The organism is Hydrogenophaga borbori (assembly GCF_003417535.1).
Taxonomy (GTDB): Bacteria; Pseudomonadota; Gammaproteobacteria; order Burkholderiales; family Burkholderiaceae_C; genus Hydrogenophaga; species Hydrogenophaga borbori.
This window is the reverse complement of the sequence record NZ_QVLS01000007.1, coordinates 209091-234497: the sequence shown is the minus strand read 5'-3', so window position 1 is coordinate 234497 and position 25407 is coordinate 209091. Positions and strand designations below refer to the sequence as shown.

The window sequence follows — 25407 nt, the reverse complement described above, 5'->3', positions numbered from 1 at the left end:
AGAGCCCCACATGCTTCGCACATTCAAGATCTACCGCTACGACCCCGAGAAGGACGCCAAGCCGTACATGCAGACCATCCAGGTCGAACTGGACGGCCACGAGCGCATGCTGCTCGACGCGCTGATGAAGCTCAAGGCCGTGGACCCGTCCATCTCGTTCCGCCGCTCCTGCCGCGAAGGCGTCTGCGGGTCGGACGCGATGAACATCAACGGCAAGAACGGCCTGGCCTGCCTGACCAACATGAACACGCTCAAGGGCGACATCGTGTTGAAGCCCCTGCCCGGCCTGCCGGTGGTGCGCGACCTGATCGTCGACATGACGCTGTTCTTCAAGCAGTACCACAGCATCAAGCCCTACCTGGTCAACGAGAGCATCCCCCCGGAGAAGGAGCGCCTGCAGTCGCCCGAGGAGCGCGAAGAGCTCAACGGCCTGTATGAATGCATCCTGTGCGCGAGCTGCTCCACCAGCTGCCCGAGCTTCTGGTGGAACCCGGACAAGTTCGTCGGCCCCGCCGGTCTGCTGCAGGCCTACCGCTTCATCGCCGACAGCCGCGACCAGGCCACGAGCGAGCGCCTCGACAACCTCGAGGACCCGTACCGCCTGTTCCGCTGCCACACCATCATGAACTGCGTCGATGTCTGCCCCAAGGGCCTGAACCCCACCAAGGCCATCGGCAAGATCAAGGAAATGATGGTGCTGCGCGCCGTCTGAGCGCGCCCGCCGTCCCACCCGCCATGCACGCCACCGCCGCCGTTGACGACCTGCTCGACGAGCGCAGCCTCAGCAAGCTGCGCTGGCGGTGCCGCCGTGGACTGCTCGAGAACGACCTGTTCATCGAGCGCTTTTTCGCCCGCCATGCCCACCAGCTGACGGTGCGACAGGCCGATGCCTTGGGCCAGCTGATGGAGCTGTCGGACAACGACCTGCTCGATCTGCTGCTCGGCCGCAAGCCCCCCGAAGGGGCCATCGACCGCGACGACGTGACGCAAGTGCTTGCCTTGCTGCGCGCCGCCCGCTCCACTCCATCACCCGAGGAATCCGCATGAAACTCGTCGACAACAAAGCCACCCTGACGTTCTCCAACGGCAGCCCCAGCGTCGAACTGCCGGTCTACGGCGGCAGCATCGGCCCGGACGTCATCGACATCCGCAAGCTGTACGCGCAGACGGGCATGTTCACGTATGACCCGGGTTTCCTGTCCACCGCCTCGTGCCAGTCGGCCATCACCTACATCGACGGCGACAAGGGCGAGCTGCTGTACCGCGGCTATCCCATCGAACAGCTCGCCACGCACTGCGACTACCTCGACGTCTGCTTCCTGTTGCTCAACGGCGAGCTGCCCGACGAGAAGCAGCGCACCGATTTCCACAAGCTCGTGACCAACCACACCATGGTCAACGAGCAGATGCAGTTCTTCCTGCGCGGCTTCCGCCGCGACGCGCACCCCATGGCCGTGCTCACGGGCCTGGTGGGCGGCCTGTCGGCCTTCTATCACGACAGCACCGACATCAATAACCCGCAGCATCGCGAGATCGCGGCCATCCGCCTGATCGCCAAGATGCCCACGCTGGTGGCCATGGCCTACAAGTACGGCGTCGGCCAACCCTACATGTACCCGCGCAACGAGCTGTCCTACGCCGGCAACTTCCTGCGCATGATGTTCGGCGTGCCCTGCGAGGACTACAAGGTCAACCCGGTGCTCGAGCGCGCGCTCGACCGCATCTTCATCCTGCACGCCGACCACGAGCAGAACGCCTCCACCTCCACCGTGCGCCTGTGCGGCTCCTCGGGGACCAACCCCTTCGCCGCCATCGCGGCCGGCGTGGCCTGCCTCTGGGGCCCCGCCCACGGCGGCGCCAACGAGGCCTGCCTGAACATGCTGGAAGACATCCAGCGCAACGGCGGCGTGGCCAAGGTCGGCGAGTTCATGGAGAAGGTCAAGGACAAGAACTCCGGCGTCAAGCTCATGGGCTTTGGTCACCGCGTGTACAAGAACTACGACCCGCGCGCCAAGCTCATGCAGGAAACCTGCAACGAGGTGCTGGAAGAGCTGGGCCTGGGCAACGACCCGCTGTTCAAGCTGGCCAAGCAGCTCGAGAAGATCGCCCTGGAAGACGACTACTTCGTGCAGCGCAAGCTCTACCCGAACGTGGACTTCTACTCGGGCATCGTGCAGCGCGCCATCGGCATTCCGGTCAACCTCTTCACCGGCATCTTCGCGCTGGCCCGCACCGTGGGCTGGATCGCGCAACTCAACGAAATGATCAGCGACCCCGAGTACAAGATCGGCCGCCCGCGCCAGCTGTTCACCGGCTCGCCGCGCCGCGACGTGCCCGGCGTCAAGAAGTGACGCGGCCCCCGCGCCCCTTCACCTGACCCTGCGCCCGCCGCGGCATCCAGCCGCGGCGGGCGTCTTTTTTCGCTCCGACGCCTAAAATGTTTGCCCGGCCCACAGAGGCCCTGTGAGACAAGCCATGGGACGCACGCTCTACGACAAGATCTGGGACGAACACGTCGTCCACACCGAGGAAGACGGCACCGCCGTCCTCTACATCGACCGCCACCTCGTGCACGAGGTGACCAGCCCCCAGGCCTACGAAGGCCTGCGCCAGGCCGGCCGCAAGGTCTGGCGCGTGAGCTCGGTCGTCGCCACGGCCGACCACAACACGCCCACCACCGGCTGGGAGCGTGGCTACGCCGGCATCGCCGACCCGATCAGCAAGGAACAGATCACCACGCTGGACGCCAACATCGCCGAGTTCGGCGCGGCCGCGTTCTTCCCCTTCCTGTCGCAGCGGCAAGGCATCGTGCACGTGATCGGCCCCGAGAACGGCGCCACACTGCCCGGCATGACGGTCGTCTGCGGCGACTCGCACACCAGCACGCACGGCGCCTTCGGCGCGCTGGCGCACGGCATCGGCACCAGCGAAGTCGAGCATGTGCTGGCCACGCAGACCCTGCTGGCCAAGAAGGCCAAGAACCTGCTGATCAAGGTGGAAGGCCAGTTGGCCAAGGGCGTCACCGCCAAGGACATCGTGCTGGCCATCATCGGGCGCATCGGCACGGCAGGCGGCACGGGCTACACCATCGAGTTCGCCGGCAGCGCCATCCGCGCGCTGTCGATGGAAGGCCGCATGACCGTGTGCAACATGGCCATCGAGGCCGGCGCGCGCGCCGGCCTGGTGGCCGTGGACGACAAGACCATCGACTACCTCAAGGGCCGCCCGCTCTCGCCCAATGGCGTGGAATGGGACCAGGCCGTCGCCTACTGGCGCAGCCTGCACTCGGACCCCGACGCGACGTTCGACACCGTGGTCGAACTCGACGCCACGAAGATCGTGCCGCAGGTCACCTGGGGCACCTCGCCCGAGATGGTGCTGGGCATCGACGCCCGCGTGCCCGACCCCGACAAGGAAAAGGACGCCAGCAAGCGCGGCGCCATCGAGCGCGCGCTGCAGTACATGGGCCTGGAGCCCGGCAAGCCCCTGAACGACATCTTCGTCGACAAGGTGTTCATCGGCTCGTGCACCAACAGCCGCATCGAGGACATGCGCGAGGCCGCGGCCATGGTCAAGAAGCTGGGCCAGAAGGTCGCCAAGAACGTGCGGCTGGCGATGGTGGTGCCGGGTTCCGGCCTGGTGAAGGCACAGGCCGAACGCGAAGGCCTGCACGAGATCTTCAAGGCCGCCGGCTTCGAATGGCGCGAGCCGGGCTGCAGCATGTGCCTGGCCATGAACGCCGACCGCCTGGAGCCCGGCGAGCGCTGCGCCTCCACCAGCAACCGCAACTTCGAAGGCCGCCAGGGCGCTGGTGGCCGCACCCACCTCGTGTCGCCGGCCATGGCGGCCGCGGCCGCGGTGCACGGCCATTTCGTGGACGTGCGCACCCTCGCCTGACCCACCGCAACTTCAGGAGACCCGCATGAAATCCCCTCTCTGGATGGTCACCGCGCTGACGCTGTCGCTCTCGCTGGCGGCATGCAACACCTGGCAGGGCGTCAAGGCAGACGCCAAGGAAGCCGGCCAAGCCACCGGGCGCGGCATCGAGAAAGCCGGTCAGGCCACGGGCCGCGGCATCGAGAAAGCCGGCGAAAAAATCCAGGACATCTCCAAGTAAGCGCCATCGACATGCAGAAGTTCACCCTCCACAAGGGGCTGGTCGCCCCGATGGACCGCGAGAACGTCGACACCGACGCGATCATTCCCAAGCAGTTCCTCAAGTCGATCCGCAAGACGGGCTTCGGCCCCAACCTGTTCGATGAGTGGCGCTACCTCGACAAGGGCGAGCCCGGCCAGGACCCGGCCGTGCGCAAGCCCAACCCCGACTTCGTGCTCAACCAGCCGCGCTACGCGGGCGCTTCGGTGCTGCTGGCGCGCAAGAACTTCGGCTGCGGCTCCAGCCGCGAGCATGCGCCCTGGGCCATCGACCAGTACGGCTTTCGCGCACTGATCGCGCCCAGCTACGCCGACATCTTCTTCAACAACTGCTTCAAGAACGGCCTGCTGCCCATCGTGCTGCCCGAAGCCACGGTCGCGCGCCTGTTCGACGAAGTCGCCGCCTTCCCCGGCTACGAACTCACCATCGACCTGGAGCGCCAGGTGGTCGTGGAACCCAATGGCCAGGAAATCCCGTTCGACGTGCAGCCCTTTCGCAAGTACTGCCTGCTCAACGGCCTGGACGACATCGGCCTGACCCTGCGCCACAAGGACAAGATCGCCGCCTACGAAGCGCAGCGCCTGGCCACCAAGCCCTGGCTGGCCCACACCCTCAACGGCTGACCCCTGATTCATGAAAATCGCAGTTCTCCCCGGTGACGGCATCGGCACCGAAATCGTCGCCGAAGCGGTGAAGGTCCTGCAGGCGCTCGACCTCTCCTTCGAAATGGAAACCGCCCTGGTCGGCGGCGCGGCCTATGAAGCCCATGGCCACCCGCTGCCCGAGGCCACGCTGCAACTGGCGCAGCAGGCCGATGCCGTGCTGTTCGGCGCCGTGGGCGACTGGAAGTACGACAAGCTCGACCGACCGCTGCGGCCCGAGCAGGCCATCCTGGGCCTGCGCAAGCACCTGGGCCTGTTCGCCAACTTCCGCCCCGCCATCTGCTACCCCGAACTCGTGGGCGCCTCCACGCTCAAGCCCGAGGTCATCTCCGGGCTGGACATCCTCATCATCCGCGAGCTCACTGGCGACATCTATTTCGGCCAGCCGCGGGGCCGCCGCACCGCCATCGATGGCCACTTCCCCGGCGCCGACGAAGCCTTCGACACCATGCGCTACAGCAAGCCGGAGATCGAGCGCATCGCGCACGTCGCCTTCCAGGCCGCGCGCAAGCGCCACAAGAAGGTCACCAGCGTCGACAAGGCCAACGTGCTCGAAACCTTCCAGTTCTGGAAGGACGTGGTCACCGAGGTGCACGCCCAGTACCCCGACGTGGAGCTGGAGCACATGTACGTGGACAACGCCGCCATGCAGCTGGTGCGCGCGCCCAAGAAGTTCGACGTGGTGGTCACCGGCAACATGTTCGGCGACATCCTCTCCGACGAAGCCTCCATGCTCACCGGCTCCATCGGCATGCTGCCCTCGGCCAGCCTGAACGCGAAGAACCAGGGCCTGTACGAACCCAGCCACGGCAGCGCGCCCGACATCGCGGGCCAGGGCGTGGCCAACCCATTGGCCACCATCCTGAGCGCGGCCATGATGCTGCGCTTCAGCCTGAACCAGCCCGAGGCCGCCGACCGCATCGAGACCGCCGTGAAGGCGGTGCTCGCCCAGGGCCTGCGCACGCCCGACATCCACAGCGAAGGCACGACCCGCGTCGGCACCGCCGAGATGGGTGCCGCTGTGGTGAAGGCGCTGCGCTGACGCGCGCCGGGGCCTGGCGCGCCCGACGATCCACTACAATCGCGCTCCATGTTTGCCGCCCGCCCGTTCGCCTTGAACATCGCATCCGCCGCCACGGCGGGTGTGGCCGTGCGCGCAATCTCCACCAAAACCACGACCATTAAGGGCTGATCCAGCCTGGTTCGTCGTGCGCCCTTCCCGGCCAGACGAGCCGGGCAAGTCGGTCTGGTCTGGACCCGATGACTTCAACGAAAGGGCGTATCTCAATGAGCAAGTTGGTTGGACTGGTTGGCTGGCGCGGCATGGTCGGGTCGGTCCTGATGGATCGCATGGTCGAGGAAAAAGACTTCGACCTGATCGAGCCGCTGTTCTTCTCCACCTCCAACGCGGGCGGCCAGGCCCCCGCGATGGCGAAGAACGAGACGAAACTGCAGGACGCGAACGACATCGAGGCGCTCAAGCGCTGCGACATCGTCATCACCTGCCAGGGCGGCGACTACACGAACGAGGTCTATCCCCAGCTGCGCGCCGCCGGCTGGAAGGGCCACTGGATCGACGCCGCCTCCAGCCTGCGCATGAAGGACGACGCTGTCATCGTCCTCGATCCCGTCAACCTGCCGGTCATCCAGAACGCGCTCGCCAAGGGCGGGCGCGACTGGATCGGTGGCAACTGCACCGTGAGCTGCATGCTCATGGGCGTGGGCGCCCTCTACAAGGCGGGCCTGGTCGAGTGGATGAGCACCCAGACCTACCAGGCCGCCAGCGGCGGTGGCGCGCAGCACATGCGCGAACTGCTCACGCAATACGGCACGCTCAACGCCGAGGTGAAGGCCCTACTCGACGACCCCAAGAGCGCCATCCTCGAAATCGACCGCAAGGTCATCGCCAAGCAGCGCTCGCTCAGCGGCGCCGAGGTGGCCAACTTCGGCGTGCCCCTGGGCGGCTCGCTGATCCCCTGGATCGACAAGGACCTGGGCAACGGCATGTCCAAGGAAGAATGGAAAGGCATGGCCGAGACGAACAAGATCCTCGGCCAGGGCGAAGGCTTTGGCAGCCCGGCCGTGCCGGTGGACGGTTTCTGCGTGCGCGTCGGCGCCATGCGCTGCCACTCGCAGGCCCTGACCTTCAAGCTGAAGAAGGACGTGCCGCTGGCCGACATCGAGGCCATGATCGCGGCCGACAACGCCTGGGTGAAGGTGGTGCCCAACACCAAGGAAGACACCCTGCGCGACCTCACGCCCGTGGCCGTGACGGGCACCATGACCATTCCCGTGGGCCGCCTGCGCAAGATGGCGATGGGCCCGCAATACCTCGGCGCCTTCACCATCGGCGACCAACTGCTTTGGGGCGCCGCGGAGCCGCTGCGCCGCATGCTGCGGATTCTGCTGCAGGCCTGAGCAGGGCCTCGCCAGGCCAGGCGCCCCTGGTCTCGTTGCACACCTGCAACGAGACCGGAGGGGCTCAGCGGGACGAACGGTAGGCTCACAAACTCAAGCGGATTCTCAGCTTGTAACCGTAATCCGTTGATGCTATGGTCATTTCTCGGTTTTTCCCATCGAGGTTCCAGTGCCATCCCACACCCGACACACCCCATTGCCTTTGACCTCGTCCGTGTCGGACCGCACAAGTCGGCGTGGCCTGGCCAACCTGCACGCCATCGCAGCCGCCGCGCTGGTCACCACGCTGGTGTTCAGCGCCCACGACGCCCAGGCACTGGCCCTCGGACGGGTCTCGGTGCAATCGGCCCTCGGCGAACCCTTGCGCGCCGAGATCGACGTCCCTGAAATCAATGCCAACGAGGCGTCCAGCCTGCGCGTGACGCTCGCCCCCGGCGCCACCTACCGCGCCGCCGGCGTGGACGTGAACCCAGCGCTCAACGGCCTCGAAATCACCCTGCAGCGCCGCGCCGATGGCCGCGCCTACCTGCGCCTGCGCGGCCCGAACGCCGTCAACGAGCCCTTCGTCGACCTGATCCTCGAGGCCAACTGGGCCACCGGCCGCGTGGTGCGCGACTACACCCTGCTGTTCGATCCGCCGAACCTGCGCGCGTCGACGCCGCAGCCGGCGCCCATCGCACCGCGCGCCAGTGCACCGGCCCCGGCGGCGCCCGCCCCGGCGGCCGCGGCACCGGCACCGACGCCCGCGCCGGCCCCCGCAGCTTCCGCGCCGGCCCCCGTGGCCAGCGCGCCGCGCCCGGCGCCAGCGCCTGCCGCCGCACCGGCCAGCGACGCGCCGCGCCAGGTCACGGTACGGCGCGGCGACACGGCCGGCGCCATCGCCCAGGCCCACCGCCCGGCGAACGTGTCGCTCGACCAGATGCTGGTCGCCATGCTGCAGGCCAACCCCAGCGCCTTCATCGACAACAACGTCAACCGCGTCCGCGCGGGCGCCGTCATCGACCTCCCCTCGCAGGCCAGCGCCTCGGCCATCGACGCCGGTGAAGCCCGCCAGACCATTGCCGCGCAAAGCCGCGACTTCGACGAGTACCGCCGTCGCCTGGCCGGTGCCGCGCCCGCCGCCCGGGTCGACACCGCCCAGCGCGAAGCCACTGGCCGCGTGCAAAGCGAGGTGCAGGACCGGGGCGCCCCGGCGCCGTCCAGCGACCGCCTGACGCTGAGCCGCCCCTCGGGCAGCACACCGGGCACCAGCAGCGAAGCCCAGATCGCGCAGCAGCGCCAGTCGTCCGATGCGGCCCAGCGCAGCGCCGAGTTGCAACGCAACATCGAGGAGCTCGCCAAGCTGGGCGACCAGGCCAAGGCCCCTGCGGCCCCCACCCCGGCGCCAGCGCCCGCCGCCGCGTCGCCCGCACCGGCGGCACCCGCCGCCCCGGCACCGGCACCTGCCGCCGAGGCCCCTGCGCCCAGCACGGCCCCCGCGCCGGCCGCCGAAGCGCCGGCCGCGCCTGCGCCCGCTCCCGCGCCGGCCGAAGCCACGGCACCGGCCCCTGCCGTGAAGGTCCCGAGCCCGCCCGCCGTGCCGGCGCCCGCTGCCGATGAGCCCAGCTTCCTCAGCAGCCTCACCGAGAACCCCCTGCTGCTGCCCGTGGTGGGCGGCGTGCTGGCGCTGCTGGCCGGCCTTGGTCTGTGGCGCGTGCGACAGCGCAAGGCCAACGCCAACGTCGACAGCTCCTTCCTGGAAAGCCGCCTGCAGCCCGACTCGTTCTTCGGCTCCAGCGGCGGCCAGCGCATCGACACCGCCGAGGCCATGGCCTCGGGCTCGTCCATGGTCTATTCGCCCAGCCAGCTCGACGCCGCTGGCGACGTGGACCCGGTGGCCGAGGCCGATGTGTACCTCGCCTATGGCCGCGACCTGCAGGCCGAGGAAATCCTCAAGGAGGCCATGCGCAGCACCCCCACGCGCGTCGCCATCCACACCAAGCTGCTGGAGATCTACGCCAAGCGCCGCGACGCCCGTGCCTTCGAGGTGGTGGCGAGCGAGGCCTTCGGCCTCACCCAGGGCGAGGGCCCCGAGTGGGAGCGTGCCTGCGAGCTCGGCCGCGAGCTCGACCCCACCAACCCGCTCTACCACCCCGGCGGCAAGCCCGTGGCCAAGGCCGGCGCCGCCGCCGCCACCCTGGCCGGCGGGCTGCACGCCTTCAGCCCCAGCACGGTCAACCTCGATTCACAGGCCTCCACGGGCGCCGGTCCGCTGGACCTGGACCTCGACCTGCCCATGGACGACGCCCCGCCGTCTCGCCCGGCACCGGCCGAGCACCCCGACATGGCCGCCATGTCGGACCTGGACGACCTCGACGCCACCGACGCCCTGACCGCACCCTCGGTGCAGCCGGCCGGCGCCGCGTCCTCGCGCGCCATGGACTTCGATCTCGACCTGCCTTCGCCCGCCCACGAGACCGAGCGCTCGGCCACCACGCCGGCCGACATCGAGGTGCCCAGCCTGCGCGACGCGCCCGACAGCATCAGCGCCCCCGGCTTCGATCTGGACCTGACCAATGCCGCGGCGCCCGCACCCGCACCCGCAGGCAACCTGATGGACTTCAACCTCGACGGGCTCAATCTCGACCTCGACAGCGGCCACAAGGAGCCGGTGACCATGGCCCCCGTGGGCGAACTCACGGAAGAAAACCCGCTGGAGACCAAGCTCTCGCTGGCCGAGGAATTCCGCGCCATCGGCGACTTCGAGGGCGCGCGCTCGCTCGCTGAGGAAGTGCTGGCCGAGGCGTCCGGCCCGCTCAAGGCCAAGGCCAGCACCTTCCTGGCCGACCTGACGACCTGACGCCATCGCTTGACCGACACCCCCGCCGATCCCCCCCCCACGCCCAGCCCGATGCTCCGCATCGCGCTGGGCGTGAGCTTTAACGGCCGCGGCTACGACGGCTGGCAGAGCCAGCCCAGCGGCAATACCGTCCAGGACAAGCTGGAAGCCGCGCTCGCCCAGTTCTGCGCCCTGCCCGCCGTGAGCACCCTGTGCGCGGGCCGCACCGACGCAGGCGTGCACGGGCTCATGCAGGTGGTGCACTTCGATACCCCCCTGCACCGCGACGAATACGCCTGGGTGCGTGGCACCAACAGCTTCCTGCCGCCCGACATTGCCGTGCAATGGGCGCGGGAAGTGCCCGCGGCCTTCCACGCGCGCGCCAGCGCCATCGCGCGGCGCTACGCCTACGTGCTGCTCGAGTCGCCCGTGCGGCCCAGCGTGGAGCAGGGCCAAGTGGGCTGGGTGTTCCGACCGCTCAATCTCGAGGCGATGCGCCAGGCCGCCGCCTCGCTCATCGGCGAGCACGACTTCACCTCTTTCCGCGCCTCGCAATGCCAGGCGCACACGCCGGTGAAGGCGCTGCGGCGCATCGAGATCGCCCGGCGCGGTGCCTACTGGCGCTTCGAGTTCGAGGCCAATGCCTTCCTGCACCACATGATCCGCAACATCATGGGCTGCCTCATCGCCATCGGCAGCGGCAACCGCCCGCCCGGGTGGATGGCCGAGGTGTTGGCCGCGCGCAGCCGCGACGCCGCGGCGCCCACCTTCTCCCCCGACGGCCTGTACTTTCTCGGGCCGGTCTACGATGCCGCCTGGGGCCTGCCCGAACGCACGCCGGCCTTCGACTGGCTGCCCTAGCCCTTCCATCCATGTCCGCCCACCGCACCCGCATCAAGTTCTGCGGCTTCACGCGCGAAGCCGACGTGGACGCGGCCGTGCGCGCCGGGGCCGACGCCATCGGCTTTGTGCTCTACGAGCCCAGCCCGCGCTTCGTCTCCCCCGAGCGCGCCGGCGAACTGGCGCGCCGCCTGCCCGCCTTCGTCACGCCGGTGCTGCTGTTCGTCAACGCCAGCCCCGAGTGGATCGCGCGCGGTCTGCGCGCCGTGCCCCACGCCCTGCTGCAGCTGCACGGCGACGAAACGCCCGCCGAGGCGCAGGCCGCGGGCCGGCCCTACCTGCGCGCGGCACGCATTCCCGCCGGCGAGGCAGGCAAACGCTTCGATCTCCTACAATTCGCCGATGATTTCGTCTCCGCCCAAGCCATCCTGCTCGACGCCCACGTCGAGGGTTTCGGCGGCGGCGGCCAATCCTTCGACTGGACGGCCTTCTCGTGGTCACACCCTCGACTAAACGCCAGCTCTCGCCTCGTTTTGTCTGGTGGACTCACGCCTGCAAACGTGACCGATGGCATTCGGCTCGTCCGGCCCTGGGCCGTTGACGTGAGCTCCGGCATCGAGGTGTCCAAGGGCATCAAGAGCGCCGACAAGATGCAGGCCTTCGTGGCCGCCGTGCGCGCCGCCGACGCGGCGCCAGCACCCTCCCCGCAGCGATCCTGACCCGTTCCCGGGTCGCGCGGGGGCCATTCACCGCACAGGATTTCGCATGCAGACGCCCTACCAGCAACCCGACGCCCGCGGCCACTTCGGCATCTACGGCGGCAGCTTCGTGAGCGAGACGCTCACCCACGCCATCAATCAACTCAAAGCGGCCTACGAGAAGTACCAGCACGACCCGGACTTCCTGGCCGAATTCCACCACGAGCTCGCCCATTTCGTGGGCCGGCCCAGCCCGGTCTACCATGCCGCGCGCATGAGCCGCGAGATGGGCGGCGCGCAGATCTTCCTCAAGCGCGAGGACCTCAACCACACCGGCGCGCACAAGGTGAACAACACCATCGGCCAGGCCATGCTGGCGCGCCGCATGGGCAAGCCGCGCATCATCGCCGAGACCGGCGCGGGCCAGCACGGCGTGGCCACCGCCACCATCTGCGCGCGCTACGGCCTGGAATGCGTGGTCTACATGGGCAGCGAGGACGTCAAGCGCCAGAGCCCCAACGTCTACCGCATGAAGCTGCTGGGCGCCACCGTGGTGCCCGTGGAGAGCGGCAGCAAGACCTTGAAGGACGCGCTCAACGAGGCCATGCGCGACTGGGTCGCCAACGTGGACAACACCTTCTACATCATCGGCACCGTGGCCGGCCCGCACCCCTACCCGATGATGGTGCGCGACTTCCAGAGCGTCATCGGCGAGGAATGCCTGAAGCAGATGCCCGAGATGCTGCGCGAGGCCGGCTGCGCGGGCGAGCAGCCCGACGCGGTGATCGCCTGTGTGGGCGGCGGCAGCAACGCCATGGGCATCTTCCACCCCTACATAGGGCACGCCAGCACCCGCCTCATCGGCGTGGAGGCGGCCGGCGAAGGCCTGGACAGCGGCAAGCACTCGGCCTCGCTGCAGCGCGGCAGCGCCGGCGTGCTGCACGGCAACCGCACCTACGTGCTGCAGGACGACAACGGCCAGGTGACCGAAACGCACAGCATCAGCGCGGGCCTGGACTACCCCGGCGTCGGGCCGGAGCACGCCTTCCTCAAGGACATCGGCCGCGCCGAGTACGTGGGCATCACCGACACCGAGGCGCTGGAAGCTTTCCACTACCTCTGCCGCACCGAGGGCATCATCCCGGCGCTCGAGTCCAGCCACGCCGTGGCGCATGCCATGAAACTCGCCAAGACCCTGCGGCCCACGCAGTCCATCCTGGTCAACCTCTCGGGCCGCGGCGACAAGGACATCGGTACCGTCGCCGATCTCTCGGGCGTGGATTTCTACGACCGCCCTTCCCTGCGCGGCCACAGCGTCAAGGGAGGCCAGAACAAATGAGCCGCATCGAAAAAACCCTGTCCGACCTCAAGGCCCAGGGCCGCAAGGCGCTGATCCCCTATGTCACGGCCGGCTTCCCCTTCGCCGACATCACGCCCGAGCTGATGCTGGGCATGGCCGACGCGGGCGCCGACGTCATCGAACTCGGCGTGCCCTTCTCCGACCCCTCGGCCGACGGCCCCGTGATCCAGAAGGCCGGCGACCGCGCGCTGGCCGCCGGCATCGGCCTGACGCAGGTGCTGGCCATGGTGAAGCGCTTCCGCGAGCGCAACACCACCACGCCCGTGGTGCTCATGGGCTATGCCAACCCGGTGGAGCGCTACGACCAGAAGCACGGCGCCGGCGCCTTCGTAAACGACGCGGCCGAGGCCGGCGTGGACGGCGTGCTGGTGGTGGACTACCCGCCCGAGGAGTGCGAAGACTTCGCCCGCGCCCTGCGCGCGCGCGACATGGACCTGATCTTCCTGCTCGCCCCCACCTCCACCGACGAGCGCATGGCCCAGGTGGCGCGCGTGGCCAGCGGCTACGTGTACTACGTTTCACTCAAAGGTGTCACCGGCGCGGGCACGCTGGACGTCTCGCAGGTCGAGGCCATGCTGCCGCGCATCCGCGCGCACGTGAGCATCCCGGTCGGCGTGGGTTTCGGCATCCGGGACGCGGACACCGCCCGCGCCATCGGCCGCACCGCCGACGCGGTGGTGATCGGCAGCAAGCTCATCCAGCTCATAGAAGACGAACCGCACGAAAAAGTGGTGCCCGTGGCCGTCCAGTTCATGCGCACCATCCGAAAAGCGCTGGACGCATAATCCCGCCTCGCGCCCCTCACTCCCCCCTGGAGAACCGCATGTCCTGGCTCGAAAAGCTGCTCCCCCCCAAGATCACCCCGACCGACCCCACCGAGCGCCGCAGCGTGCCCGAGGGCCTGTGGGTGAAGTGCCCCAGCTGCGAGGCCGTGCTCTACAAGAACGACCTCGAGAAGAACCAGAACGTCTGCCCGCACTGCTCGCACCACCACCGCATCGGTGCGCGCGCGCGCCTCAACGCCTTCCTCGACGCCGAGGGCCGCTACGAGATCGGGCAGGAGGTGCTGCCGGTCGACGCGCTCAAGTTCAAGGACAGCCGCAAGTACCCCGAGCGACTGAAGGAAGCGCTGGAGAGCACCAGCGAGACCGACGCCCTCATCGTCATGGGCGGCGCCGTCAAGGGCATCAGCCTGATCGCGGCCTGCTTCGAGTTCGACTTCATGGGCGGCTCCATGGGCTCGGTGGTCGGCGAGCGCTTCGTGCGCGGCGTCGAAGAGGCCATCGCGCAGAAAGTGCCCTTCGTCTGCTTCACCGCCACCGGCGGCGCGCGCATGCAGGAGGGCCTGCTGTCGCTGATGCAGATGGCCAAGACCAACGCCTCCCTCACGCGCCTGGCCAAGAAAGGCCTGCCCTACATCAGCGTGCTCACCGACCCCACCATGGGCGGCGTGAGCGCGGGCTTCGCCTTCGTGGGCGACGTGGTGATCGCCGAACCCAAGGCGCTGATCGGCTTCGCCGGCCCGCGCGTGATCGAGAACACCGTGCGCGTGAAGCTGCCCGAAGGCTTCCAGCGCGCCGAGTTCCTGCAGACCAAAGGCGCGGTCGACTTCATCTGTGACCGCCGCGAACTGCGCGCCACCGTGGCCAGCCTGCTGGCCATGATGCAGCGCCAGAGCGCCGACGCGGTGGTCGAGGATTGAGCGACGGCCCGGCGGCTGAGGCGCTCAAGCTCGCCCAGCTGCCCCTCTTCCCGCTGCAGACCGTCCTGTTCCCGGGCGGTTGGCTGCCGCTTCGCATCTTCGAGGTGCGCTACCTCGACATGATCGGCCGCTGCCACAAGGCCGGCGCGCCCTTCGGCGTGGTGAGCCTGAGCGAAGGCAGCGAGGTGCGCCGGCTCGACCCCAAGGCCCCGCCCGGCGGCGACGGTTTCGCCAAGGAAGATTTCCACCCGATCGGCGTGCTCGCGCGCATCGAATCGCTGGAGAAACCCCAGCCAGGTCTCTACATGATCCGCTGCCAGGGCCTGCAGCGCTTCAACGTCACGCGCCGCACGCGGCTGCCGCACGGCCTGTGGGTGGCCGACGTCGAGCTGCTGCCGGCCGACGTCCCCGCGCCCGTGCCGGACGAACTGGTCTCGGTGGCCACCGGCCTCCAGCGCGTGCTGGAAAACCTGCGCGAGCGCCAACCCGGTGCCGAGGACCAGCTGCCGATCCAGCCGCCGTACCACTGGCACGACGCGGGCTGGGTGGCCAACCGCTGGTGCGAACTGGTGCCCGCCCCGCTGGCGCTCAAGCAGCGGCTGATGGCGCTGGACAACCCGCTGCTGCGCCTCGAACTCGTGGCCGACCTGCTCGACAAGCTCGGGCTGGACCGCTGAGCGCCCGCCCGGGGCGCCTCAAGGCAACAGCGACAGCGCGCGCATGTAGCGCGGATCCACCATCAGGTCGTCCCAGGCCGTGGCCCGGCCCTGGGGCAGCAGCGCGCGGCGGCGCTCCTCGCTCGCGGGCGACGGCGTCCAGCCGCCCTGCAGCGCGGCGCGCGAAAGCTCGTCGATCGCCTCGTCGATCGGCGCGCCACCGTCCACCACGCTCTGGTTGCACAGCAGCACCATGTCGCAGCCCGCCTGCAGCGCCGCCGTGGCGGCCTCGGCGAAGCGCACCGCGCGGCCTTCGATCTGGCGCGCCGCGGCCATGCCCAGGTCGTCGCTGAACACCGCGCCGGTGAAGCCCAGGCGCGCGCGCAGCACGTCCTGCAGCCAGCGCGACGAGAAACCGGCGGGCCGGGCGTCCACCTTGGGGTAGATCACGTGCGCGGGCATGACCGCGCTGAGCGAGGCGCTGAGCCAGCCGTAGGGCAAGGCGTCGTCGGCCAGGATGGCCTTGAGCGAGCGCGTGTCGCGCGGAACCTCGTGGTGCGTGTCGCCGCGCACATAGCCATGTCCGGGAAAGTGCTTGCCGCAGTTGGCCATGCCGCTCTGGCGCAGGCCGTGCATCAGCGCCTGCGCCAGCACCGTGACCACGCGCGGGTCGCGCGCGAAAGCGCGGTCGCCGATGACCGAGCTGTCCCCGTGGTTGAGGTCGAGCACGGGGGTGAAGCTCAGGTCCACGCCGCAGGCGCGCAGCTCGGCGCCAAGCACGAAGCCGGCCGCCGTGGCGGCGTCGGCCGCGCGCATCGCGCCGTCTCCGTCGGCGCCGCCGGCCATCCAGCGCTCGCCGAAGGCCGCCATGGGCGCCAGCGCGGTGAAACCGTCGGTGCGAAAGCGCTGCACGCGGCCACCCTCGTGGTCGACCGCGATCAGCAGATCGTCGCGCACCGCCTTGATCTCGGCGCACAAGCGCGTGAGCTGCGCGCGGTCGCGCCAGTTGCGGGCGAACAGGATGGCGCCGCCCACCAGGGGGTGGTCCAGGCGCTGGCGGTCGCTGTCGGTCAGGGTCAGGCCGGCGACGTCGATGATCAGGGGGGCGTGGTGGTTCATGGCGAAGGGGGGGTTGTGCGCTCAACGACCACGAAGCTGGCCGCGTAGTCGGTTTCGTCGGTCACGGTCACGTGGGCGCGCAGGCCGCGCGCCTCGAACCAGGCCTTGAGCTCGCCGTGCAGCACGATCACGGGCTGGCCGCTGGGCAGGTTGGCGATCTCGCAGCGGCGCCAGCTCATGGGCATGCGCATGCCCAGGCCGATGGCCTTGGAAAAAGCCTCCTTGGCCGAGAAGCGCGTGGCCAGGTAGCGCAGGCCGCGCTGCGGCCAGCGCGCGCTGCGGCGCTGCCAGACGGCGAACTCGGCCTCGCTGAGCACCTTGCCGGCGAATCGTTCGCCCTGGCGCTCCAGCGTGGCCGCGATGCGGCGCACGTCGCAGATGTCGGTGCCGATGCCGTAAATGCTCATGCGCCGAACGCGCCGTCGATGCAGCGGTTGTAGGCCTGGACGGTGGCCCCGTAGCCCAGCTCCAGCGCGTCGGCGATCAGCGCGTGGCCGATGGAGACTTCGCTCACGCCCGGCACCTGGCGCAGGAAGGGCGTGAGGTTGTCGCGGTTGAGGTCGTGCCCGGCGTTGACCGCCAGGCCAGCGTCCAGCGCGGCCCGCGCGGCCCGCGCGAAGCGGTGCAGCTGCTCGTCCTGCGCCGGCGTGCCGAAGGCGGCGGCGTAGGGTTCGGTGTAGAGCTCGACCCGGTCGGCACCGACCGCCCGGGCCGCGGCCATCTGGTCGGCCTCGGCGTCCATGAACAGGCTCACGCGCACGCCCAGCGCGTGGCATTCGGCGATCAGGGGGCGCAGGCGCTCGGCGTCGCCGGGAAAGCGCCAGCCGTGGTCGCTGGTGAACTGGCCCTCGGCGTCGGGCACGAAGGTGGCCTGGTGCGGGCGCACCGCGCGCACGAAGTCCATGAGGTTGTGGAAGGGGTTGCCCTCGATGTTGTATTCGCGACCGGGCCAGGCCTTGAGCGCGGCGGCCAGCTCGTGCACGTCGTGCGCGCGGATGTGGCGCTCGTCGGGCCGCGGGTGCACGGTGATGCCGGCGGCGCCGGCCCGCAGACACAGCTCGGCCGCGCGGACGACGGAAGGAATGCCCAGGTGGCGGGTGTTGCGCACCAGCGCGACCTTGTTGAGGTTGACCGACAGCGCGGTCCGGTTGTGCACCATGCTCAGGCCCAGTCAGGAGTCGGTGGGATCGGTGGAAGGGGCATCGGCGGCATGCCCGCGGCGGCGGCGCAGGGCCTGCACATCGAGCAGAAGCTGGCGCGTGCCGAACACGCGCACGTTGCCATGGTAGAGCAGCAGGTTGCGCAGGGGGATGCGCAGGGTCGGCGCGATCTCGGCGCAGGCCCGCAACACGGGCACGAAAGGGGCCGGCCCGTCCAGCGCCTGCTGCAGCCCGCGCCAGCGCGCCGCGTCCAGCGCGTGGTGGTCCTCGTCGTGCGCCAGGCGCAGGCCGGACTCGGGCTGCAACACGTAGCGCCCGACCTCGCTCAAGGGGGCCAGCGTCGCGCCCTCGCGCCGCAGGTCGGGCAGCAGGCCGGTCTCGCGCAGCAGCAGCAGCTCGAAGGCGCGCAGCACCACGCTGCGCGCGTCGGGCTGCTCGGCCAGGGTGTGCACGGCCGTGGCGAACCAGTCGAACAGGCGCGGGTAGGGGTCTTCGCGCGCCAGCAGGCGCATCAGCAGCTCATTCAGGTAGCTGCCCGCGATGAGCGCCTCGCCGGTGGGCATGACATGCCCACCCACCCACTGCGCGGCCTTGAGCGTGCGGACCTCGGCATCGCCGCTCCAGCTCAGCTGCAGCGGCTGCAGCGGCAGCAGCACGGGGCGGAACTGCGAGGTGGGCCGCTTCACGCCCTTGGCCACCAGGGCGATGCGACCGTGGTAACGCGTGAACACCTCCAGCACGAGGCTGGTCTCGCTCCAGTCGTAGCGGTGCAGGACGAACGCGGACTCGTCGGCTACCCGGGCCTTCATCGCTAGGCATCGGCCTGCCACCGGGCCGCCCCAAGGCAGACCGGCCCCCGCGGGGGGCAGCGACCCGCGCGGCGGTGGAGCGGGGGGAGCTCATTCATATCCAAAGGAGCGCACGCGGGCCTCGTCGTCGGCCCAGCCGGAGCGGACCTTGACCCACAGCTCCAGGAAGACCTTGCCGCCCCAGAGCTTTTCCAGCTCCATGCGGGCCTCGGTGCCGATGCGCTTGAGCTTCTCGCCCTTGTCGCCGATCACCATGCCCTTGTGCCCTTCGCGCTCGACCACGATGGTGGCGGCGATGCGGCGCAGCTGTCCCTCTTCCTCGAAGCGGTCGATGATCACCGTGGAGGTGTACGGCAGCTCGTCGCCGGTGAGGCGGAACAGCTTTTCGCGCACCATTTCGGCGGCCATGAAGCGCTCGCTGCGGTCGGTCAGGTCCTCGGCGTCGTGGATCCAGGGCTGCTGCGGCAGGTACTTCTCGCAGATGGTGAACAGGCGCTGGATGTCCTTGGCGGCCTTGGCCGACATGGGCACGAACTCGGCGAAGGCGTGACGCTCCTGCATGGATCGCAGCCAGGGCGCCAGGTCGCCGCGGCGGTGCACCTCGTCCAGCTTGTTGGCCAGCAGAATCACCGGCACGTCCGGCGGCAGCAGCGACAGCACCTTGGCGTCGGCCAGGTTGAATCGGCCGGCCTCCACCACGAAGAGGATCAGGTCGACATCGGCCACGGCGCCCAGCACGGTCTTGTTGAGCGAGCGGTTGAGCGCATTGCCATGGCGGGTCTGGAAACCCGGGGTATCGACGAAGATGTACTGCGAAGCGCCTTCGGTGCGGATGCCGGTGATGCGGTGCCGCGTGGTCTGGGCCTTGCGCGAGGTGATGCTGACCTTTTGCCCCACCAGCGCGTTGAGCAGGGTGGACTTGCCCACGTTGGGCTTGCCCACGATGGCAACGTAGCCACAGCGCTTGTCGGCCTCGGCCACCTCGGGCCTGGGCTCAGCGGCCTCGGTCGCGCCGGGCTTGCCCAGGGCGCGCGCCAGCATGGCCTCGAGGTTGTCGGCGGGCGGGGGGGCGGGTGTCTTCTGGCTCATGGATCGGTTCGTCAGCGCGCGCTGGCCATCAGGTGCTGCAGCATGGCGGCGGCGGCGGCCTGCTCGCCCGCGCGCCGCGAGGCGCCAATGCCGCGCTCGCTGTGACCGGACTCCTGCACGGTGCACTCCACGTCGAAGGTCTGCTTGTGGGCTTCACCCAGCGTGGCCACCACGCGGTAGACGGGCAGCTTCATTTTGCGGCCCTGCAGCCACTCCTGCAATTCGGTTTTCGGGTCCTTGCCCAGGGCCGTCATGGTGTGACTCAGCTCCACGCCGCCGTACAGCCGCCGCACCAGGGCCGAGGCGGTCTCGAAACCGGCGTCGAGGTAGACGGCGCCGATCACGGCCTCCAGGGCGTCGGCCAGGATGGAGGGGCGCTTGTGCCCACCCGAGCGCTTCTCGCCATCGCCCAGCCGCAGGCCGGACGACAGGCCCAGCGCCTGGGCCAGCCCGAACAAGGTGTCCTGCTTGACCAGGTTGGCGCGGATGCGGGACAGATCGCCCTCGGGCAAGGCGTCCAGCTTCTCGAACAGCAGGCCGGAAATGGCCAGGTTGAGCACGGAGTCGCCCAGGAATTCCAGGCGCTCGTTGTGGTCGGCGCCGAAGCTGCGGTGGGTCAGCGCCCGCTCCAGCAGGCGTGGGTTGGCAAAGCGGTGCTGCAGCCGGCCCTGCAGCGCGGTGAGATCGGGGCTCAAACCATCAACCGGGCCGCGCTCATTGCGAGCTGCCCTTGTACTTCATGACCAGCCAGGCCGGCCCGGCCAGGTGGATTTCGCGGGCGTAGTCGTAGGACACCACCACGCGGTCGCCCTGCTTGCCCACGGTGAGGTCCTTGCCCGAGATGGTGCGGATGTCGTCGATCGTGGCCGCCTTGTCGAAGATGTCGCGCACCTCGGCCACCGTGCTGCCCGCCGAGGCCTTCTGCACCGCCTTCTGCACGGCCATGTACTCGAGGTAGGTGGGGAACACCTGGGCCGCCACGATGCCCGCGAGCGCCAGCAGGGTGCCGACGATGATCAGGCCGACGAACGTCAGGCCCCGTTGTTGCCGCTTCAGCTTCATGCGCTCCTCCTCAGGGTTCGCTCTTACTCGAATCGTCCGATGCGACCGAGGTCGCCGAAATTCATCCAGACCAAGAAGGCCTTGCCCACGATATTCGCTTCGGGCACGAAGCCCCAATACCGCGAGTCGAGCGAATTGTCGCGATTGTCGCCCATCATGAAGTAATGGCCGGCCGGCACCTTGCAGACCGCGCCCTCCACGCTGTAGCGGCAGTTCTCGGCGAACGGGAACTGGGTGGCGCCGTCGACGAAGGCCGGGCGGTTGTCCTCGGTGAGGGTGTTGTACTGCTTGCCGCCCAGGCTTTCCTGCCATTGCTTGGCGTAGCGCATCGAGTCCTTGTCGAAGAAGTCGGGCTGCGCCACCCGCGGCACGGGCTGGCCGTTCACCGTGAGTTGCTTGTTCAGGTAGGCCACCTCGTCACCGGGCAGGCCGATCACGCGCTTGATGTAGTCCAGGCTGGGCTTGGGCGGGTAGCGGAAGACGACCACGTCGCCGCGCTGCGGCGCCTGGTTGTCCCAGACCTTGGTGTTGACCACGGGCAGGCGGATGCCGTAGTGGTACTTGTTCACCAGGATCAGGTCGCCCACGCGCAGGGTGGGAATCATGGAGCCCGAGGGGATTTTGAAGGGCTCGAACAGGAAGGAGCGGAGCACGAAGACGGCCAGGATCACCGGGAACAGGCCCGCCGTCCAATCCAGCCACCAGGGCTGGGCCAGCGCCCGCTGCCGCGCCGGTTCGATGTCGCCCTCGATCTGGCTGAAGCCCTGCTTGGCCAGGGCTTCCTTGCGCTGGTGGTGCTCCATCACGAGCTGGTCGGCCGCGCGGCGGCGCTGCGGCAGGAAGACCAGCTTGTCGATCACCCAGTAGACGCCGGTGACGAGCGTCGCCAGCAGCAGCAGGAGTGAAAAATTGCCCTCGACCGCGCCCATGTACCAGGCCACGGCATAGAGCCCGAACGCCGCGAGGATGATCCCCGTGACCGCACCCATCGTGGACTTCATCAGTCTTGCACCTGCAGGATGGCCAGGAACGCTTCCTGGGGCACTTCGACGGAGCCGATCTGTTTCATGCGTTTCTTGCCAGCTTTCTGTTTTTCGAGCAGTTTGCGTTTGCGGGTGATGTCACCACCGTAGCATTTTGCCAGCACGTTCTTGCGCAGCGCCTTGATGGTTTCGCGCGCGATGACGTTGCCCCCGATGGCCGCCTGGATCGCCACGTCGAACATCTGGCGGCTGATGATCTCGCGCATCTTGGCCGCCACGGCGCGGCCACGGTACTGCGCCTGGCTGCGGTGCACGATGATGGACAGGGCGTCGACCTTCTCGCCGTTGAGCAGGATGTCGACCTTGACCACGTCGGAGCGGCGGTACTCCTTGAACTCGTAGTCCATGCTGGCGTAACCGCGGCTGACGGATTTGAGCTTGTCGAAGAAGTCCAGCACGATCTCGCCCAGCGGCAGTTCGTAGGTCAGCATGACCTGCTTGCCGTGGTAAGCCATGTTGATCTGCACGCCGCGCTTCTGGTTGGCCAGGGTCATGACCGGCCCCACGTACTCCTGCGGCATGTACAGGTGCACGGTGACGATGGGCTCGCGGATTTCCTCGATGCGGCCGGCGTCGGGCATCTTGGAGGGGTTCTCCACCATCAGCACCTCGCCGTCGCCCTTGACCACCTGGTAGACCACGCTGGGCGCGGTGGTGATGAGGTCCTGGTCGAACTCGCGCTCCAGGCGCTCCTGCACGATCTCCATGTGCAGCAGGCCCAGGAAGCCGCAGCGAAAGCCGAAGCCCAGGGCCTGCGACACCTCGGGCTCGTAGTGCAGCGAGGCGTCGTTGAGCTTGAGCTTCTCCAGGGCGTCGCGCAGGGCGTCGTACTGGTTGGCCTCGGTGGGGTACAGGCCGGCGAACACCTGCGGCTGCACCTCCTTGAAGCCGGGCAGCGGTTGCTCCGCCGGGCCGGCGTTGTTGGGCAGCTTCTTTTCCAGCGTCACGGTGTCGCCCACCTTGGCGGCCGCGAGCTCCTTGATGCCGGCGATGATGTAGCCCACCTCCCCCGCCTCCAGCGAGTCGCGGGGCTGGGTGGCCGGCGTGAACACGCCCAGGTTGTCGGCGTTGTAGGCCGCGTTGGTGGCCATGAGCTTGAAGCGCTCGCCCTTGAGCAGGCGACCGTCCACCACCCGGACCAGCATCACCACGCCCACGTAGGCGTCGTACCAGCTGTCGATGATCATGGCGCGCAGGGGGGCGTCCGGGTTGCCGCGCGGCGCCGGCACCTTGGCCACCACGGCCTCCAGGATGTCCTCGACCCCCATGCCCGTCTTGGCCGAACACGGGATGGCATCGCTCGCGTCGATGCCGATCACGTCCTCGATCTCGCTCTTGGCGTTCTCGGGGTCGGCGTTCGGCAGGTCCATCTTGTTCAGGACCGGCAGCACCTCCACACCGAGGTCGAGCGCGGTGTAGCAGTTGGCCACCGTCTGGGCCTCCACGCCCTGGCTGGCGTCCACCACCAGCAAGGCGCCCTCGCAGGCCGACAGGGAGCGCGAGACCTCGTAGGAGAAGTCCACGTGGCCGGGGGTGTCGATCAGGTTCAGGTTGTAGACGCGGCCGTCGCGCGCCTTGTATTGCAGCGCGGCCGTCTGCGCCTTGATGGTGATGCCGCGCTCCTTCTCGATGTCCATGGAGTCGAGCACCTGCTCGCTCATCTCGCGATCGGAGAGGCCGCCGCAGCGGGAGATGATGCGATCCGCGAGCGTCGATTTGCCGTGATCGATGTGCGCGATGATCGAGAAATTGCGGATGTGGTTCATCGGAAGGCCGGGCCAGGGACCATGTTCATCGCGCGCCGGGCCAGGGCGCGCGACCATAAAAAAGGGCGCGTCAGCTGCTGACGCGCCCGTAACCAACAATCAATGGCAACTGCGATAGTTGGGGTTTCATTGTAGGCAAAAAGCCCCCCGCAGACAGCCGCCACCAAGCTTCCCCACCCTGTCGCCGGGCCGCAACAGGGCAGTTGTTTACAGCTTATCCACAGGCTCTGGGTACAAGCTGTGCAACGGCTGTGGATCAAGGACCACCGGGAACCTTTGGGCTCCCGCATCGTGAATTGGGTGCTCGCGCGCCGGCTTCAATCCGTCAACAACGCGCGGGATTTTAGCGAATCCGGTCAAGACTGGCCGAATTTCTGTTGGTGCTTACTAACTTCCCTGATGACCGACCCGTCGGACGGGCTTGGGAGGGCGTCGCGTCCCCGAAACACCTGGCGACAGACGGCGCCGATGCCCGGGGACGGGCGGGGGTTATTGGCCCAAGCCACCCGAAAGGCGTTCCACACCCGGGCCCGTCACCGAAGCTGCGGGCGCACCACCGCGTACTGGGCCCATTCGCCCCGGCGCAGCAGCAGATTCACTGGCTTGGACTTGTCCAGCTTGGCGAGCACGGCCTCCACGTCCTTGACCGAGGACACCTCGGTGTTGGCCACCGCCACGATCACGTCGCCTTCGCGCAGGCCGGCCCGGGTGGCGGGGCCGGTGACGCCGATCACGCGAACGCCGCCCTTGACCTTGAGCGCCTTGGCATCGTCCGCGCCGAGTTCGGCCAGCGTCAGGCCCAGCGACTGCGTGGCGTTGTTGCTCGGCACGGGCTTGGGCTCGGGGGCGGCGGCACGCGCCTCGGGGCGCTCGGGCTCGAGCTCGGCGATCACCACGTTCAGCTCGCGCTGGCTGCCCCGGCGCAACACCGTCATGGTGCTGCGCGTGCCCGGCTTGGTGTTGCCCACCAGGCGCGGCAGGTCGACCGACTTGTCGATCTCCTTGCCATCGAACTTGAGGATGATGTCGCCCGGCTCGACGCCCGCCTTCGCGGCCGGCGAGTCGGGCTCGACGCCACGCACCAGCGCGCCCTTGGGCTGCGCCATGCCCAGCGACTCGGCCACTTCCTTGCCCACCTGGTCGATGCGCACGCCGATGCGCCCGCGCGTGACGCGCCCGCTGGCGCGCAGCTCGTTGGACACACGCACGGCCTCGTCGATGGGAATGGCGAAGGAGATGCCCTGGAAGCCGCCCGAGCGCGAGTAGATCTGGCTGTTGATGCCCACGACCTCGCCGCGCATGTTGATCAGCGGCCCGCCCGAGTTGCCCGGGTTGATGGCCACGTCGGTCTGGATGAAGGGCAGGTAGTCGCCCGTGTCGCGCTGCTTGGCGCTCACGATGCCGGCCGTGACGGTGTTCTCCAGGCCGAAGGGCGAGCCGATCGCCATCACCCATTCGCCCACGCGCAGGCGGTTGATGTCGCCCACCTTCACCGGCGCCAGGCCGGTGGCCTCGATCTTCACCACCGCCACGTCGGTGCGTGCATCGGTGCCGACGATGCGGGCCTTGAATTCGCGCTTGTCCGCCAGCGTGACGATCAGCTCATCGGCGCCGTCCACGACATGGGCGTTGGTCATGATGAAGCCGTCGGCGCTGAGCACGAAGCCCGAGCCCACGCCGCGCGGGCGCGCCTCGTCGGACGGCGGGCCCTGGCGCGGGCCGCGCGGCGTCACGCCCGGGGGGATCGGAATGCCGAAGCGGCGGAAGAACTCCAGCATCTCCTCGTCGGGGCCGCCCTCGGCATTGCCGCGCGCCGCGGCGCGCTCGAGCGTGCGGATGTTGACCACCGACGGGCCGACCAGGTCGACGAGGTCGGTGAAATCCGGCAGGCCGCGCGCGTTGGTCGCGGCCGCCTGGGCGAGCGAGGGGGTCGGCGTGAGCAAGGCCAGCGACCCGGCCGCACCGAAGGCGGCGGCCAGGGCCAGGGCTTGCAGGGAGGGACGGAGTCGGGCAACGGACATCGGCGGCTTTCTTCGGTGGTCGATCAAG

The 25407-nt window shown here is 68.9% G+C and carries 25 protein-coding genes; 15 read left to right on the top strand and 10 right to left on the bottom strand.

Annotated features, from left to right (window positions below; translation table 11 throughout):
- Positions 1-10: 10 nt before the first annotated feature.
- From DY262_RS13470 to DY262_RS13400, 15 genes are all read left to right on the top strand, one after another.
- Entirely contained in the window at positions 11-712 is a 702-nt protein-coding gene (locus tag DY262_RS13470) for a succinate dehydrogenase iron-sulfur subunit (RefSeq protein WP_116959559.1), read from the top strand.
- Positions 713-735: 23 nt separating this feature from the next.
- Entirely contained in the window at positions 736-1047 is a 312-nt protein-coding gene (locus tag DY262_RS13465; protein WP_116959558.1) for an FAD assembly factor SdhE, read from the top strand.
- A complete protein-coding gene (locus tag DY262_RS13460; RefSeq protein ID WP_116959557.1) occupies positions 1044-2351 on the top strand; it encodes a citrate synthase in 1308 nt (435 codons plus the stop codon). The genes DY262_RS13465 and DY262_RS13460 overlap by 4 nt, the downstream gene beginning before the upstream one ends.
- A 124-nt stretch (positions 2352-2475) precedes the next feature.
- Positions 2476-3897, top strand: coding sequence for a 3-isopropylmalate dehydratase large subunit (leuC, locus tag DY262_RS13455; RefSeq protein ID WP_116959556.1), 1422 nt, complete (start codon positions 2476-2478; stop codon positions 3895-3897).
- 25 nt (positions 3898-3922) lie between these two features.
- Positions 3923-4117 (top strand): entericidin EcnAB, encoded by a 195-nt coding sequence (locus tag DY262_RS13450; RefSeq protein ID WP_116959555.1) that lies wholly within the window; start codon positions 3923-3925, stop codon positions 4115-4117.
- An 11-nt stretch (positions 4118-4128) separates the two neighbouring features.
- Positions 4129-4779, top strand: a complete 651-nt coding sequence (gene leuD, locus DY262_RS13445; RefSeq protein WP_116959554.1) for a 3-isopropylmalate dehydratase small subunit — start codon at positions 4129-4131, stop codon at positions 4777-4779.
- A 10-nt stretch (positions 4780-4789) separates the two neighbouring features.
- Positions 4790-5860: a 3-isopropylmalate dehydrogenase gene (gene leuB, locus DY262_RS13440; RefSeq protein ID WP_116959553.1), complete on the top strand. Its 1071-nt coding sequence runs from the start codon at positions 4790-4792 to the stop codon at positions 5858-5860.
- Positions 5861-6105: 245 nt separating this feature from the next.
- Positions 6106-7236 (top strand): aspartate-semialdehyde dehydrogenase, encoded by a 1131-nt coding sequence (gene asd, locus DY262_RS13435; protein ID WP_116959552.1) that lies wholly within the window; start codon positions 6106-6108, stop codon positions 7234-7236.
- Between the two features lie 214 nt (positions 7237-7450).
- On the top strand, positions 7451-10075 hold the full coding sequence (locus DY262_RS13430; RefSeq protein ID WP_245980976.1) for a FimV/HubP family polar landmark protein: 2625 nt from the start codon (positions 7451-7453) through the stop codon (positions 10073-10075).
- A 51-nt stretch (positions 10076-10126) separates the two neighbouring features.
- Positions 10127-10915: a tRNA pseudouridine(38-40) synthase TruA gene (gene truA / locus DY262_RS13425; protein WP_116959551.1), complete on the top strand. Its 789-nt coding sequence runs from the start codon at positions 10127-10129 to the stop codon at positions 10913-10915.
- A gap of 11 nt (positions 10916-10926) precedes the next feature.
- A complete protein-coding gene (locus tag DY262_RS13420) occupies positions 10927-11613 on the top strand; it encodes a phosphoribosylanthranilate isomerase (protein ID WP_116959550.1) in 687 nt (228 codons plus the stop codon).
- A gap of 46 nt (positions 11614-11659) precedes the next feature.
- A complete protein-coding gene (trpB, locus tag DY262_RS13415; protein WP_116959549.1) occupies positions 11660-12931 on the top strand; it encodes a tryptophan synthase subunit beta in 1272 nt (423 codons plus the stop codon).
- Positions 12928-13737, top strand: coding sequence for a tryptophan synthase subunit alpha (gene trpA, locus DY262_RS13410; protein ID WP_116959548.1), 810 nt, complete (start codon positions 12928-12930; stop codon positions 13735-13737). Before trpB ends, trpA begins: the two co-directional genes overlap by 4 nt.
- Before the next feature lie 38 nt (positions 13738-13775).
- Positions 13776-14654 carry an acetyl-CoA carboxylase, carboxyltransferase subunit beta gene (gene accD, locus DY262_RS13405; protein WP_070397536.1) on the top strand — a complete coding sequence of 293 codons (879 nt, stop codon included), beginning with the start codon at positions 13776-13778 and terminating at the stop codon, positions 14652-14654.
- Entirely contained in the window at positions 14651-15331 is a 681-nt protein-coding gene (locus tag DY262_RS13400) for an LON peptidase substrate-binding domain-containing protein (protein WP_116959547.1), read from the top strand. Before accD ends, DY262_RS13400 begins: the two co-directional genes overlap by 4 nt.
- A gap of 18 nt (positions 15332-15349) precedes the next feature.
- On the opposite strand, the gene nagZ is transcribed toward DY262_RS13400, so the two are convergent.
- The 10 genes from nagZ to DY262_RS13350 all read right to left on the bottom strand — a co-directional run bounded on the left by nagZ (position 15350) and on the right by DY262_RS13350 (position 25379).
- Positions 15350-16429: a beta-N-acetylhexosaminidase gene (gene nagZ, locus DY262_RS13395; RefSeq protein ID WP_116959546.1), complete on the bottom strand. Its 1080-nt coding sequence runs from the start codon at positions 16427-16429 to the stop codon at positions 15350-15352.
- Entirely contained in the window at positions 16426-16836 is a 411-nt protein-coding gene (acpS, locus tag DY262_RS13390; RefSeq protein WP_116959545.1) for a holo-ACP synthase, read from the bottom strand. Before acpS ends, nagZ begins: the two co-directional genes overlap by 4 nt.
- On the bottom strand, positions 16833-17588 hold the full coding sequence (locus tag DY262_RS13385) for a pyridoxine 5'-phosphate synthase (RefSeq protein ID WP_116959544.1): 756 nt from the start codon (positions 17586-17588) through the stop codon (positions 16833-16835). The genes acpS and DY262_RS13385 overlap by 4 nt, the downstream gene beginning before the upstream one ends.
- 12 nt (positions 17589-17600) lie before the next feature.
- Complete coding sequence (recO, locus tag DY262_RS13380) at positions 17601-18398, bottom strand: DNA repair protein RecO (RefSeq protein ID WP_116959543.1); 798 nt, start codon at positions 18396-18398, stop codon at positions 17601-17603.
- 90 nt (positions 18399-18488) lie between these two features.
- Complete coding sequence (gene era, locus DY262_RS13375; protein WP_116959542.1) at positions 18489-19487, bottom strand: GTPase Era; 999 nt, start codon at positions 19485-19487, stop codon at positions 18489-18491.
- Positions 19488-19498: 11 nt separating this feature from the next.
- On the bottom strand, positions 19499-20182 hold the full coding sequence (gene rnc / locus DY262_RS13370) for a ribonuclease III (protein WP_116959541.1): 684 nt from the start codon (positions 20180-20182) through the stop codon (positions 19499-19501).
- Positions 20183-20201: 19 nt separating this feature from the next.
- Complete coding sequence (locus tag DY262_RS13365) at positions 20202-20549, bottom strand: DUF4845 domain-containing protein (protein WP_116959540.1); 348 nt, start codon at positions 20547-20549, stop codon at positions 20202-20204.
- Positions 20550-20572: 23 nt separating this feature from the next.
- Positions 20573-21550: a signal peptidase I gene (gene lepB / locus DY262_RS13360; RefSeq protein WP_416186967.1), complete on the bottom strand. Its 978-nt coding sequence runs from the start codon at positions 21548-21550 to the stop codon at positions 20573-20575.
- The gene (gene lepA, locus DY262_RS13355; protein WP_116959539.1) at positions 21550-23358 is read right to left on the bottom strand and encodes a translation elongation factor 4; all 1809 of its coding nucleotides are present in this window, start codon (positions 23356-23358) and stop codon (positions 21550-21552) included. Before lepA ends, lepB begins: the two co-directional genes overlap by 1 nt.
- 533 nt (positions 23359-23891) lie before the next feature.
- A complete protein-coding gene (locus DY262_RS13350) occupies positions 23892-25379 on the bottom strand; it encodes a DegQ family serine endoprotease (protein ID WP_116959538.1) in 1488 nt (495 codons plus the stop codon).
- Positions 25380-25407: the final 28 nt, after the last annotated feature.